At 67.3% G+C, this 12,641-nt stretch carries 13 protein-coding genes; 6 read left to right on the top strand and 7 right to left on the bottom strand.

Annotated features, from left to right (window positions below; all coding sequences use genetic code 11):
• Together QI450_RS03825 and QI450_RS03820 are read left to right on the top strand one after the other, a co-directional pair.
• Positions 1-831 (top strand): lysophospholipid acyltransferase family protein, encoded by an 831-nt coding sequence (locus QI450_RS03825; protein WP_226774976.1) that lies wholly within the window; start codon positions 1-3, stop codon positions 829-831.
• A gap of 72 nt (positions 832-903) precedes the next feature.
• Positions 904-2,352 carry a TIGR00366 family protein gene (locus QI450_RS03820; protein WP_226774975.1) on the top strand — a complete coding sequence of 483 codons (1,449 nt, stop codon included), beginning with the start codon at positions 904-906 and terminating at the stop codon, positions 2,350-2,352.
• An 81-nt stretch (positions 2,353-2,433) separates the two neighbouring features.
• Here the strand turns inward: QI450_RS03820 and QI450_RS03815 are convergent, their stop codons facing one another.
• The 3 genes from QI450_RS03815 to QI450_RS03805 all read right to left on the bottom strand — a co-directional run bounded on the left by QI450_RS03815 (position 2,434) and on the right by QI450_RS03805 (position 5,993).
• Positions 2,434-3,432: a GNAT family N-acetyltransferase gene (locus tag QI450_RS03815; protein WP_226774974.1), complete on the bottom strand. Its 999-nt coding sequence runs from the start codon at positions 3,430-3,432 to the stop codon at positions 2,434-2,436.
• Between the two features lie 2 nt (positions 3,433-3,434).
• Positions 3,435-4,820 (bottom strand): glycine--tRNA ligase, encoded by a 1,386-nt coding sequence (locus QI450_RS03810; RefSeq protein ID WP_226774973.1) that lies wholly within the window; start codon positions 4,818-4,820, stop codon positions 3,435-3,437.
• 183 nt (positions 4,821-5,003) lie between these two features.
• Positions 5,004-5,993, bottom strand: a complete 990-nt coding sequence (locus QI450_RS03805; protein ID WP_226774972.1) for a DMT family transporter — start codon at positions 5,991-5,993, stop codon at positions 5,004-5,006.
• Positions 5,994-6,026: 33 nt separating this feature from the next.
• Here QI450_RS03805 and QI450_RS03800 point away from each other — a divergent pair, with 33 nt between their 5' ends.
• Positions 6,027-6,263 (top strand): RNA-binding S4 domain-containing protein, encoded by a 237-nt coding sequence (locus QI450_RS03800; RefSeq protein ID WP_226774971.1) that lies wholly within the window; start codon positions 6,027-6,029, stop codon positions 6,261-6,263.
• A 44-nt stretch (positions 6,264-6,307) separates the two neighbouring features.
• Here the strand turns inward: QI450_RS03800 and QI450_RS03795 are convergent, their stop codons facing one another.
• Entirely contained in the window at positions 6,308-6,958 is a 651-nt protein-coding gene (locus QI450_RS03795) for a phospholipase (RefSeq protein WP_226774970.1), read from the bottom strand.
• A gap of 148 nt (positions 6,959-7,106) precedes the next feature.
• On the opposite strand from QI450_RS03795, the gene QI450_RS03790 reads away from it, so the two are divergent.
• Together QI450_RS03790 and QI450_RS03785 are read left to right on the top strand one after the other, a co-directional pair.
• Positions 7,107-7,904 carry an SGNH/GDSL hydrolase family protein gene (locus QI450_RS03790; protein ID WP_226774981.1) on the top strand — a complete coding sequence of 266 codons (798 nt, stop codon included), beginning with the start codon at positions 7,107-7,109 and terminating at the stop codon, positions 7,902-7,904.
• 74 nt (positions 7,905-7,978) lie between these two features.
• The gene (locus QI450_RS03785) at positions 7,979-8,485 is read left to right on the top strand and encodes a hypothetical protein (protein WP_282468105.1); all 507 of its coding nucleotides are present in this window, start codon (positions 7,979-7,981) and stop codon (positions 8,483-8,485) included.
• Here QI450_RS03785 and QI450_RS03780 read toward each other — a convergent pair.
• The 3 genes from QI450_RS03780 to mmsB are packed head-to-tail and all read right to left on the bottom strand — an operon-like array spanning position 8,472 to position 11,459.
• Positions 8,472-9,032 carry an isochorismatase family protein gene (locus tag QI450_RS03780; protein WP_226772947.1) on the bottom strand — a complete coding sequence of 187 codons (561 nt, stop codon included), beginning with the start codon at positions 9,030-9,032 and terminating at the stop codon, positions 8,472-8,474. The genes QI450_RS03785 and QI450_RS03780 overlap by 14 nt on opposite strands.
• A gap of 9 nt (positions 9,033-9,041) precedes the next feature.
• Positions 9,042-10,526 carry a CoA-acylating methylmalonate-semialdehyde dehydrogenase gene (locus QI450_RS03775; protein ID WP_226772948.1) on the bottom strand — a complete coding sequence of 495 codons (1,485 nt, stop codon included), beginning with the start codon at positions 10,524-10,526 and terminating at the stop codon, positions 9,042-9,044.
• A gap of 30 nt (positions 10,527-10,556) precedes the next feature.
• The gene (mmsB, locus tag QI450_RS03770; protein WP_226772949.1) at positions 10,557-11,459 is read right to left on the bottom strand and encodes a 3-hydroxyisobutyrate dehydrogenase; all 903 of its coding nucleotides are present in this window, start codon (positions 11,457-11,459) and stop codon (positions 10,557-10,559) included.
• 176 nt (positions 11,460-11,635) lie between these two features.
• Here mmsB and QI450_RS03765 point away from each other — a divergent pair, with 176 nt between their 5' ends.
• Positions 11,636-12,541, top strand: a complete 906-nt coding sequence (locus tag QI450_RS03765; protein ID WP_226772950.1) for a LysR family transcriptional regulator — start codon at positions 11,636-11,638, stop codon at positions 12,539-12,541.
• Positions 12,542-12,641 lie beyond the last annotated feature (100 nt).

The following is a 12,641-nucleotide window of genomic DNA, read 5'->3' as shown; positions in this document are numbered from 1 at the left end:
ATGCCCTGGCGCCCCAGGCCCAATGACGGCTTCTACCGCGTGATCGTCAGCACCGGGCGAATGCTGCGCCGGCTCTTCCGGATCCGGGTCATCGTGACCGGGCAGGAACACCTCCCGGCGCCGGAGTCCCGCGGCGGGGGCCGGGAGGGTCGGTCCCGGCGGGTGGTCCCGGGCCGTGGCGCCGTCGTCGCGATCACCCACTTCGGGTACCTCGACTTCGCCTTCGCCGAAGTGCTGCTCTGGTGGCGCGCCAAGGCCCAGATGCGCTTCCTCATCACCCAGGGGGCGGCCGACCACTGGTTCGCGGGCCCGGCCATCAGCGCAGCCGGGCACATCGTCGTCGGCTATGGAACCGGCGCCCATGCCTACGACGCCGCCGTGGAAAAGCTCCGCGCGGGCGAGATCATCGCGATCCTGCCGGAGGCCGGCGTCAGCCGCAGCTTCCGCGTGCGCGAGTGCAAGACCGGCGCGGTGCGGATGGCGGCCGAGGCCGGGGTGCCCATCATCCCTGTGTCCGTCTGGGGCGCCCACCGGCTGATGACCAGGAACCACGGCTTTTCCCCTGCCCGCGCCTGGCGCGCGCCGGTCCGGATCCACGTCGGGGAACCGGTCTGCGTCGACCCGTCCCAGGACGCCCGGGCGGCCACCGACTCGCTGCGACGGTCCCTGCAGGCTGGCATCGATACCTGCATCGCGGACTTCCCCCTGGACCCGGCCCCGGGTGCGTGGTGGATGCCCGCGGCCCTCGGCGGCGGAGCACCTACCGAGGACGAACGCAGGCGGCTGGACAAGGCCGAAGGTCCGCGGCGCGCAGGCGGCCGGCGCCGATAAGCCTGGATACCGCCATCGTTTGGCTACACTCCTACGGGTACAAATGAGCACTCAATGGAGAGGTACACCCCTGTGGCAAACACAGTCCTGAGCAAAAGCGAAAGCGGCGAAGAACGCGGTCTCGCCCGGATAGCCCAACGGTTGGCCGCGTGGACCGAGAAGTGGTTTCCGGACGCCTACGTCTTCGCCCTGGCCGGCGTCATCATCATCGCTGTGGCCGCCTTGGCCATCGGAGCTTCGCCCCAGTCCATCGCCGATTCATTCGGCAACGGATTCTGGGACCTGACGGCCTTTACCCTGCAGATGGCGATGGTGGTGCTGACCGGCTACGTTGTGGCGACCTCACCGCCCGTAGCCAAGCTGATCAGCCGGCTGGCCCTCGTCCCGGCCACCGCCCAAACCGCGGTCAGCTTTGTCGCGCTGATGTCAATGTCGGTGTCCTTCCTGAACTGGGGCCTGAGCCTCATCTTCGGCGGCCTGCTGGCCCGTGCCATAGCCCGCCGCAAAGACTTGACGGTAGATTACCGCGCGCTTGGCGCCGCAGCCTTTATGGGCCTCGGCGCCGTCTGGGCGCTCGGGCTGTCCTCCTCCGCAGCACAGCTGCAGGCCACCGCCGCCTCACTGCCGCCGGCACTGCTGAAGATCACCGGCATCCTGGACTTCGGCACCACCATCTTCACGTGGCAGTCGCTGCTCACCCTGGCAATCCTGATGGCGCTGACCACAGTCATCGCGCACTTCTCGGCGCCCCGGGGCGGCGCCATCCGCACCGCCGCGGACCTCGGCGTCGACCTTGACGACGCGCCGGGCGAACCGGCACCGCGTTCGCGCCCGGGCGAGTGGCTCGAATACAGCATCATCCTGCCGGTGCTGGCCGGCATCCTGACACTCGGCTGGCTTATCTCGCAGTTCCTTACCAAGCCCTTCCTCACCGTGGTGAGCAGCCTCAACGGCTACCTGCTGGTCTTCCTCATCCTGGGCCTGGTGCTGCACGGGACCCCGCGGAACTTCCTGCAGGCCGTCACCAAGGCTGTTCCGGCGACCGCCGGAATCCTGGTCCAGTTCCCGCTCTATGCGGCGATGGCCGCGATCCTCACCAAGGCCACCGGCAACGGCGGGATGACCATCTCCGCGCACCTGGCCGAGTTCTTCTCGGGCATCGGCAGCGGCGGCGGGTTCGCCGTCGTTATTGCGCTGTACACCGCCCTGCTCGGCCTGCTTGTCCCCTCTGGTGGCGGCAAGTGGCTCGTCGAGGCGCCGTACGTGATGCAGTCGGCCACCGACGTCCAGATGAACCTCGGCTGGACCGTGCAGATCTATAACATCGCCGAGGCCCTGCCGAACCTGATCAACCCGTTTTTTATGCTTCCGTTGCTCGCCGTGCTGAAGTTGCGGGCCCGGGACCTGGTGGGCTTTACCTTCCTGCAGTTTGTGTTCCACCTGCCGGTGGTGCTGCTGCTCGTCTGGCTCCTGGGCATGACGTTCGACTTCGTTCCCCCGGTGATGCCGCCGGGTAAATAGGCCTGCACGCAAACTGACCCGCAGCTGTGGCCGTTATCACGCTTCATAACGGCCGCAACTGCGGGTCAGTTGAGTTAATGGCTAGGCCGGGTCCGAGACCACCAGCGTATTGGCACCCTGCAGACGGGCTTTGCCGCTTTCGAGCAGCGGCTCGACGACGGCGCTCAGCGCCGACATCGAGTCGTCCAGTTCCAGCAGCACCGGGTGCTGGAACGCAATCAGCGCCAGCAAGTCCCGAACCGCTGCCTGGGCTTCGTCCGCGGAGAGGTTCGGCTCGTGGCCCAGGAATACGTCGGTGGGCTGGCCGGACGGGGCTTCGCCCGCCGTTCCGTCGACGGGTACGAGCTCGGCGTAGCTGATGGCAAAAGCCTCGAGCCTGCCCTTCCTGCTGGCCGGCACCCCCGCACCGAAGGCACTGGCCTTCGGTGCGCGCAGCACAATCGCGCCGTGCGCTCCGCTGAGCTCGTCCAGGAACAAGCGCTGGACCTTGGCAATACTGAGCTCACCCGGGCTGTCCCAGCCGTGCACGGACGTGTAGTAGCGTCCCACCACATCGCTGAGCTCCACCGAACCGGTGGCCAGGTCCTCCACCTGCTCGGAGGCAGCAGCCTCGGAACCGTCGCCGAAAACGGGCAGCTTAAGCGCGCCGGGGTCGACGACGACGAGCCGGGAACGCTGGATCGGCACCATCCCTGCCGCCTCGACGAAGGCCGCGCCGGGGGTGCCCGGCTCCACCTTGGTCCGCAGCCGGCTGACACCGGACGGCGACTGGGCCGCCTCGTGCCGCAGCATGGTCAGCAGCGTCGAGCCGACGCCCGTGCGGCGGTGGTGCCGGTCAACCTCGATGTAGGCCCAGAGCCGTTCCGGGTGCAACGAGGCCTCGTGCACAACGCCGGCCGCGACCGGGATGGCCACACCGTCGACGACGTCCTCGGCCACGATGCAGCGCCGCCACGGCGCCCCGCCCGAGGGGGCCAAAGTACCGCGGAACTGCCGGGCCTGCTCGGTCTCGGGCCCGCCCCAGATTTCGAGCAGTGCCAGGTCGTCGCCGTCGCGCCATTGACGGTATGCGATCGCCACGATCAGGCGCCGATCAGCCGTGCGGCCAGGTAACCCTCCACCTTGTCCAGGGAAACGCGCTCCTGGCTCATGGTGTCGCGTTCGCGGATGGTGACGGCCTGGTCGTCCAGGGTCTCGAAGTCCACTGTGATGCAGAACGGCGTGCCGATTTCGTCCTGACGGCGGTAGCGGCGGCCGATGGCGCCGGCGTCGTCGAACTCGATGTTCCAGCTTTTGCGCAGCTGGGCAGCGAGGTCCTTGGCCTTCGGGGACAGATCCTCGTTCCGGCTGAGCGGAAGCACTGCCGCCTTGACCGGGGCCAGGCGCGGATCAAGCTTGAGTACTGTGCGGACGTCGACGCCGCCCTTGGAGTTGGGTGCCTCGTCCTCGGTGTACGCGTCGATCATAAACGCCATAAACGAACGGGTCAGCCCGGCGGCCGGTTCAATCACGTACGGGGTGTAGCGCTCGTTGGTGGCCTGGTTAAAGTAGCTCAGGTCCTGGCCGGAGGCCTTGGCGTGGGTGGAGAGGTCGAAGTCGGTGCGGTTGGCGACGCCCTCAAGCTCACCCCACTCCGAGCCGTGGAAGCCGAAGCGGTACTCGATGTCGGTGGTGCCCTTGGAGTAGTGGCTGAGTTTCTCCAGCGGGTGCTCGAAGAAGCGCAGGTTCTCTTCCCGGATGCCGAGGCCCGTGTACCAGGACATCCGCTCCTTCATCCAGTACTGGTGCCACTGCTCGTCGGTGCCCGGTTCGACGAAGAATTCCATTTCCATCTGCTCGAACTCACGGGTGCGGAAGATGAAGTTGCCCGGTGTGATCTCGTTGCGGAAGGACTTGCCGATCTGGCCGATGCCAAAGGGCGGCTTCTTGCGGGACGTGGTGAGCACGTTGGAGAAGTTCACAAAGATGCCCTGGGCCGTTTCCGGACGCAGGTAGTGCAATCCCTCTTCGTTGGCCACCGGGCCGAGGTAGGTCTTGAGCAGGCCGGAGAATTCCTGCGGCTCGGTCCATTCTCCGCGGGTGCCGCAATTTGCGCAGGCGATGTCCTTAAGGCCGTTCTCGGGGGGACGGCCCTTCTTCTCCTCGAATTCTTCCTCGAGGTGATCGGCGCGGTAACGCTTGTGGCAGGAGAGGCATTCGACCAGCGGGTCGGAGAACACGTCAACGTGCCCGGATGCTTCCCAGACCTGGCGGGGCAGGATGACCGAGGAATCCAGGCCAACGACGTCGTCGCGGCCACGGACCACTGACTGCCACCACTGGCGCTTGATGTTTTCCTTCAGCTCGGCACCCAGGGGCCCATAGTCCCAGGCAGAACGGGAACCCCCATAGATTTCACCGGCCTGGAATACGAAACCCCGGCGCTTGGCGAGGGAGATGATCTGGTCGAGGACGGATTTTGCTGCCATGGGAACTCCACTTTCTACAGGGCCGCTGGGTGCGGTCCGCGGTCTCAGCCCCGGAACCCCGGCTGGTTGCCGGTCGGGGCACTACAAAAACGCAAAACTAAAACACAAACACCGGCACGCGCCAACCAGCCGGTCCCGGAGGAGTGCTTAATGGTGGCGGTGCAGGAAGCTGCGCCTCCTAGCCTACCGGGCAGCCGGTCCCCGGCCCCGCCCCAGGACACCCCGGGGCCACGGCAGGCTCGCGAGCACAATGGCGGCCAGGGTCAGCAGTGTTCCCAGAACGGTGGGCAGCTCCACCACCGTGCCGGGTGACGGGAACGCCAGGTCCAGTCCCAGCGAACCCAGCAGCTGGCCCGCGATCATGCCCAGTCCGGTCACCAGCACGCCCAGGCTGCGCACCAGCAGGGCCCCGACGCCGATAAAGACGCAGCCCATGGGCCCGCCCAGGTAGTACCACCACTCCCCCGGCAGCGCGTTGCCTGGACCCGCGACGGCGGCCTTGACCAGCCACGCGGCCCAGAGCAGGACCGAGCCGGCGATGAAGTTCATCAGGGTAGCGGCGATCGGTGTGCCGTAGTGCACAGCAGCGGTGCCGTTCATGGCCTGCTGGAAGCTCATCAGGAAGCCGGCCAGGACGGGGACCAGGACCGGAACCAGCAGATCGGACATTCCCGCTTCAGCACCGGAGAAGCGCGGAGATACGGCCCAGGCGACGGCGGCAACGGTCAGGACGCTGCCCAGCACCCTGATTCCGGTGATGGATCTCCGGCCGGCCGGGCCAATCCCGATCCGGTCGACAAGCAGCCCGCTGAGGGTCTGGCCGGTCACGGCAGCGACCGTGAACAGGGCTACCCCCAGCACGCCGATCGTGAACGACTGCGCGAAGACGAAGAAAGCGCCGATGCAGCCGGCCAGGACGAAGTAGGGCGGGAACCGGCGCTCCCGGACGGCCGGCAGGATCTGCGCCAGCCCGGCCCGTCCGCGCGGCAGGACGAGCGAAATCACGATCATCACCACCAGCCCGGTCGAGAAACTCACCACAGCGGCGCCGATTCCGTCCGCGAGCGCCGTCCCCAGGGCGCCGTTGATCCTGCCCTGCACGGGCATCATCAGCCCCGCCGCCACGGCGAGGGGCAGCCCCGCGAGGAACGGAAGCCGGGGTGTGTGGGTCATTGCTGGCCCCTTTCGTCAGGCATCATTACTTCTATGAGCAAACCGGAAATTGCAGAGGTCCCCATCCGCGACGACATGATCCGGCTCGGCCAGCTCTTGAAGCTGGCCAGCCTGGTTGAGGACGGGGTGGAAGCGGCGGAGCTGATCAAGGGCGGACTCGTGAAGGTCAACGGCGATATTGACGAACGCCGCGGCCGCCAGCTCCACCACGGGGACACCGTAACCGTCAACGGCAGGACAGTGCGGATCAGTACCCCTGCCGGAGCGTAACCCGGACACTGGCGCCGGGCACAGTCCGCCCCGGCGCCGCCGGTTCAGCTCCTCAGCACCTCATGGGTCAGGAACTCGCCGACGTGCCCGATTTCCTGCTGGTTGATGCCGTGCCACATTCCGGTGTACAGGACCTTGGTGAGCTTAACGTGTTGACGGGCCCAGCCCAGGGTGAAGTCGACCTTCTCGGCCGGGATCACGGGATCCTGCTGGTCGCGGCCCCAGAACATCGGCACCGTCCCGTCCAGCTCCGCGTCACGGAAACCGCTGTCAGCACCGGCGTCGACCGCAAAACCGGAGAGTCCGACGACGGCGGCGTAGTCCGCGGGCCGCCGGCGCAACAGCGCGGTGGCGAGCGCCATCCCCATTGAAAAGCCCAAAAGCGTCACGGACGGGTGGTTCGGACGAACCGAGTCGAGCCAGTTCTCGACGTACCCGGCGGCATCCTTGACGGCGTCCAGGGAGTAGCCGATCGACGCCGACAACGGGAACCAGGTGAAGCCTGCACCGGAGACCATCGGGGCGCGCACCGACGCGACGGCGAATTCCGGCGGCAGCAGCTCGGCCAGGCTCATAAGGTCCGCTTCGTTGGCCCCATAGCCGTGCAGCAGGACCAGCAGCGGCCTGCCGGCCCGCTCTGGCTCCGGTTGGGACCACAGGACAACAGGGGCGGGGAAGGCAACAGCGTGTGTCATGGCTCCATTCTTACAGTTACCTGGAAGTAACAATTTCCGGTGGCGCGGCTTTACCGGAAGAGTGCACCATATGAAGGTGAACGAAACTGAAGCCCTCGCGACCTCCCCGGACAACGTCATTGCCCATCCCTGGTCCCGCTACGTGGCCATGGGTGACTCCTTTACCGAGGGCATCGGCGACCCCGAACAGGCGAGTCCGGGTGGACACCGGGGCTGGGCGGACCGCGTGGCCGAGGAACTGAGCCGCGGCCACGACGGCTTCGCCTATGCCAACCTGGCCGTCAGGGGCCGTCTCCTGCAGCAGATCGTGGACCAGCAACTGGCGCATTGCCTGTCCCTGCGGCCCGACCTTGTGACCTTGTCCGCCGGCGGAAACGACCTGATCCGCCCCGGCGGAGACCCGGATGCCCTGGCCGAGAAACTGGATTCGGTGGTGCAGATCCTCGCCCTGGCCGGCGCCACAGTGGTCCTCTTCAACGGTCCCGACACCGGTTCCTCCGTGCTGGGCCGGGTACGGAGCAAGGTGGCCATCTATAACGAGAACCTCCGCACCATCGCGGCCCGCCACGACGCCATCATCGCGGACATGTGGTCCCTGCGGCAGCTGAACGACCCGCAGATGTGGGATGCGGACCGGCTGCACTTCTCGCCGCTGGGCCATCACACCATCGCGGCCATGGTCCTGGAATCCCTCAACGTCGAGCACACCCTGGAGCCCCTCTCCCCCAAGCCGCTGCCGCCGCAAAGCTGGCGGCAGGCCCGGTCCGGTGATTTGGTGTGGGCCCGTGAATACTTTGTACCGTGGGTGGTCCGGCGGATCCGGCACCGTTCCTCCGGCGACGGCGTCACGGCCAAGCGCCCGCTCCCGGGGCCCGTCTTCGGACCCGGCATGCCGCTGGGGTCGGGCGAAGGCCCTCCCGGCACCGGCGAGCCAGTACGGTCCTGACCTGCGCCCGGCCGCGGGCACCCCGGAACGGGTCTGCGCGTTAGGCTGGAAGGACACTTCCTGAAAGGCGTGCCGTGAACAGTCTGTTCTTTTGGATCATCGTGTTGTCATTCCTGGTCCCGATGGCTATGCGCTACTACAAGAAGTCGGTGCGCGGCCGAAACCGGAACCAGGGTATGCCCGGCGGGCTGCCGGACCGGTTCGGCAACTTCCCCGGCGCCGGCCCCGGCCCCGGCCCCGGCCCCGGCCAGCAGGGAAACCCGCCGCGGGACGGCTTCACCCAGCGGGACTACTACGGCGGATTCGGACAGCTCGGCGCACCGCAGCCTCCCGCGAAGCAGGACTACCGCGCCCCGTATGAGGACAGCCCGGAGTACCTGAATCACCCGCCGCAGCAGCAATGGCAGCCGCCGGCGCCGATTCCGACCCCGGAGCCGACGCCGGAGCCGTCGCCTCAACCGCCGGCGGCCCCGCAGGGCTTCCGGGCGCGCAAGCTCGCCGACCTGGACCAGCGGTACAGCGACGGCGAGCTCTCCATGGAGGACTACATGGCCCAGCGGGCCGAGATCATGAAGGGCTAGCGAAGTCCACGTCGGCCGCGTTCACGGTTCCTGCGGTGCGCCCCGGAGCCCGGTGGTACCGCCAATAGAGATTCGTGTGGGCCACCACAAGTTCCGGCGGCGGCGCACCAAATTCACTAAGGTCCTCGGTGGTGTGGGCGTCCGCCACCAAGGTGACGTCATATCCGCGGGTGATGGCACCGTGGAGGGTCGAGCGAATGCACTCGTCGGTCTGCGCTCCGGCCAGGAACAAACGGCCGATGCCGCGGCCGGCCAGCACTGACTCCAGGTCGGTCGCTTCGAAGGCGTCGCTGTACTCCTTGGGCACCAGAGGCTCCGCCTCGCCCCGGACGAGCTCGGGAACATAGCGCCAGCCTGCGCTGCCGCTCGGGAGTTCCGCCCCGCTGTGCTGCACCCAGACGACCGCCGCCCCGGCGTCGCGCGCCTTGTCCACGAGGGTGGCGATGGCCGCGATGACGTCGTCGCGGCGGTAGGCCGCCGCGACGACGTCGAGCTGCATGTCCACGACGACCAGGGCCGTGTTGGGCCGGTTCTCAAGCGTGCTCATAAGCCGACTTTAGTCGACCTGCGGGAACCCCAGGTCGATCACCGAGGTGGCGGGATCCGGCCAGCGGGTGGTGACGACCTTGCCCCGGGTGTAGAAGCGGATGCTCTCCGGACCGTACATGTGCGTGTCGCCGAAGAGCGAGTTCTTCCAGCCGCCAAAGGAGAACGTCCCCACCGGCACTGGAATCGGCACGTTGACGCCCACCATGCCGGCCTCGACGTCGAACTCGAACTGCCGGGCTGCGCCGCCGTCGCGGGTGAAGATTGCCACGCCGTTGCCGAACTCGTTGTCATTGACAAGCTGCACGGCGTCGGCGTAGCTCTCGACCCGGACTACGGACAGGACGGGGCCGAAAATCTCGTCGTCGTAGACCTTCATGCCGGGCTTAACGTGGTCGATCAGGCTGACGCCGATGAAAAAGCCGTTGGAATCGAACTCCTGCTTCCGGCCGTCCACCACCACGGAGGCGCCCTCGTCCGCGGCGCCGGCCACGTAGGAGGCCACCTTGTCGCGGTGTTCCGCGGTGATCAGCGGCCCCATCTGCGACGCCGGGTCCGTGCCGGGGCCGATCTTGAGCGTGGCCATCCGGCTCTGGATAGCACCCACCAGGTCGTCGGCAATGTTCCCGACGGCGACCAGGACGCTCACGGCCATACAACGCTCCCCGGCGGAACCGTAGGCGGCCGAGACGGCGGCGTCGGCGGCCATGGCCAGGTCCGCGTCGGGAAGGACCACCATGTGGTTCTTAGCGCCGCCCAGGGCCTGCACGCGCTTGCCGTGGTCGGCGGCACGCCTGTAGATGGACTTGGCGATCGGCGTCGAACCGACAAAGCTGATGGCCTTGACGTCCGGGTGTTCGAGCAGGACGTCGACGGCTTCCTTGTCGCCGTGCACAACGTTCAACACACCGGCGGGCAGGCCGGCCTCGGCGAAGACCTGGGCGATGAAGACCGCGGATGACGGGTCCTTTTCGCTGGGCTTAAGCAGCACAGTGTTTCCGCAGGCCAGGGCGCTGCCGATCATCCACAGCGGCACCATGGCCGGGAAGTTGAACGGCGTGATGCAGGCGACGACGCCGACCGGCTGGCGCACCGAGTGAACGTCGACACCGCCGGCGACCTGTTCGGAACGTTCGCCCTTGAGTGCGTGGGAGAGCCCGGTGGCGAATTCGATGTTCTCCAGGCCGCGGGTGATTTCGCCCTCGGCGTCGGAGAGGACCTTGCCGTGTTCACTGGTCAGCAGGGCTGCCAGTTCGGGCCGGCGGGCCAACAGCAGTTCGCGGACCTTAAAGAAGATGGTGGTGCGCTTGGCGAGGCTTGTGGCGCGCCAGCCCGGGAGCGCGGCGCGGGCGGCTTCAACGGCTTCCTGGACGCGGCCGGCAGAGGCCAGGGCGACCTCCTTTTCCTGCTCGCCGGTGGCCGGGTTGAAGACGGGGCCGTAGCGCTCGGCATCGGAGATCAGGGCGCCGTTGATGAAGTGCGGAATGCGTTCCATGGGGAGGATCTCTTTCTAAAAGGTTTAGGGCTACTTGGCGGACTCGAACGAGCCGTCAACCAGCTTGACGATTGCGGAGCAGTCCGTGCCGGACTGGCCGCCGTCGATGAGCCGCTGGAAAAGCTGCTGGACGTGCTCGCCGATCTCCAGCGGCGTGCCGGTGTCGCGGGCGGCGCTGATGGCCAGGCCGATGTCCTTGTTGGCGAGCTCGGCGGTGAACGTCGGCGCGAAGTCGTTGTTCGAGGCGGCGGTGGGCACAACGCCGGCCACCGGGTACCAGGTCCGCAGCGCCCAGCTGTCGCCGGAGGAGACGGAGGCGATGTCCCAGAAGACCTGCTTGTCCAGGCCCAGACGGTCCGCGAGCACCGCGCCCTCGGCCGTCGAGGCGAGGTTGATAAAGAGCATCAGGTTGTTGCAGATTTTGGCGGCCTGGCCGGTGGTGGCGCCGCCGGTGGGGATGATGTTCGCCGCCATCGGCTTGATGTATTCGGTGGCGTCGGCCACCGCGCCGGCCTCCCCGCCGATCATAAACGTCAACGTGGCGGCCTTCGCACCGCTCATGCCGCCGGAGACTGGCGCGTCGACAAAGCGGAAGCCCGCCGCAGCGGCGGCGTCGTGAAGGGCCTGGGCCGAGGCGATGTCGATCGTGGAGGAGTCCACCAGCAGGGTCTTGGTGTCGGCGTGGGCCAGCACGCCGTCTTCGCCCAGGTACACGGCGCGGGCATGTTCGCCCTTGGGAAGCATGGTGAACACAACGTCGGCGCCGTCAACCGCCTCGGCGATGCTTCCGGCGGGCTTGACACCGCCTGCGGCGGCGGTGGCAACGGCCTCAGGGTTGAGGTCGAAACCGCGGACGTTGTGGCCGGCCGCGGCGAGGTTCACGGACATGGACCCGCCCATGTTCCCCAGTCCGATCCAGGCGATATCTGCCATGGCATAAGCTCCTTTGCTTTGGGTCATCCCGTGCGCGCCGCCAAACGCAGCGCCCGGGTTCCGGCCGTGGCCGGATGCTCAGTGTTAAGCATCACACCCCTGCTACAGTGCAATCAAGGGAAAAAACCACAGATGCTATGTGCACGGATGCACATACAGAGTTGCGAGGGAGACCCATGGACGTGAGGCGGCTGCCGAGCCCGGACGATCTGCTGATCCTGCTGACGGTAGCCCGGCTGGGCCGGTTCAACGCGGTGGCAGAGACCCTCGGCACAACCCACACAACCATCTCCCGCCGCATCCTGGCGCTGGACAAACAGCTGGGCGGGCGCACCCTGGAGCGGAGTCCGCACGGCTGGGAACTGACGGACCTTGGCAACGAGGCCGTGGCCGCCGCCGAGGCGATCGAGGGCACCCTCGGTGCGCTCACAAACCGCATCGCGCAGTCCGAAGACGTACTCTCGGGCCTGGTCCGGGTCAGCACACCCGACGGCTTCGGGGCAGAATTCGTTGCACCGGCGCTCGTCCGGATGCAACGTCAGCATCCGCTGCTGAACGTCGAAATGCTCAGCGCCACGCGCAAGGTCAGCCGGAACCGCTCCGGCGTGGACCTGGAGGTGGTGGTCGGCAACCTCGACGTCAGCAATGCGCAGCCCATTTTCCTGGCCAACTACTTTCTCCGGCTGTATGCCAGCCCGCAGTACGCCCGGGACCGCGGACTTCCGGTGACGCTCGACGACGTCCGGCAGCATGGTTTTGTGTCCTACGTCGAATCGGCGCTGCAGGTCGCCGAACTTGGCCACCGCTCCACCCAGCTTCCCGTCCCGCGGTCCAGCTTCCAGGCCACCAGCATCTTTGCCCAGCTGGAGGCGGTCCGCCGGGGTGCGGGCATCGGGCTGTTGCCGAACTTCCTGGCGGTCGGCGACCCCGGCTTTGTGCCGGTCCTGCCGGCGGACTTCCAGCGCCAACTTCCGATCTGGGCGGTGGCCCGCGCGGAATCGCTGCGCTCCGCGCCGGTGCAGGCCGTCCTGGCGGCCGTCCGGACCGAGATCTCCGAGCGCCAGGATGTCCTGCTGGGCTGAGCCCGGCGGCCAACAACAACGGCCCTTGTCCCCGCGGTGCGGGGACAAGGGCCGTTGTTGTTGCTGCTATTTCGTTGCAGTTACTTCTTGCAGTTACTTC

This window comes from Arthrobacter sp. EM1 (genome assembly GCF_029964055.1).
Lineage (GTDB): Bacteria > Actinomycetota > Actinomycetes > Actinomycetales > Micrococcaceae > Arthrobacter.
Note: the sequence above shows the minus strand (reverse complement) of the source record. Positions and strands in the feature narration are given on the sequence as shown.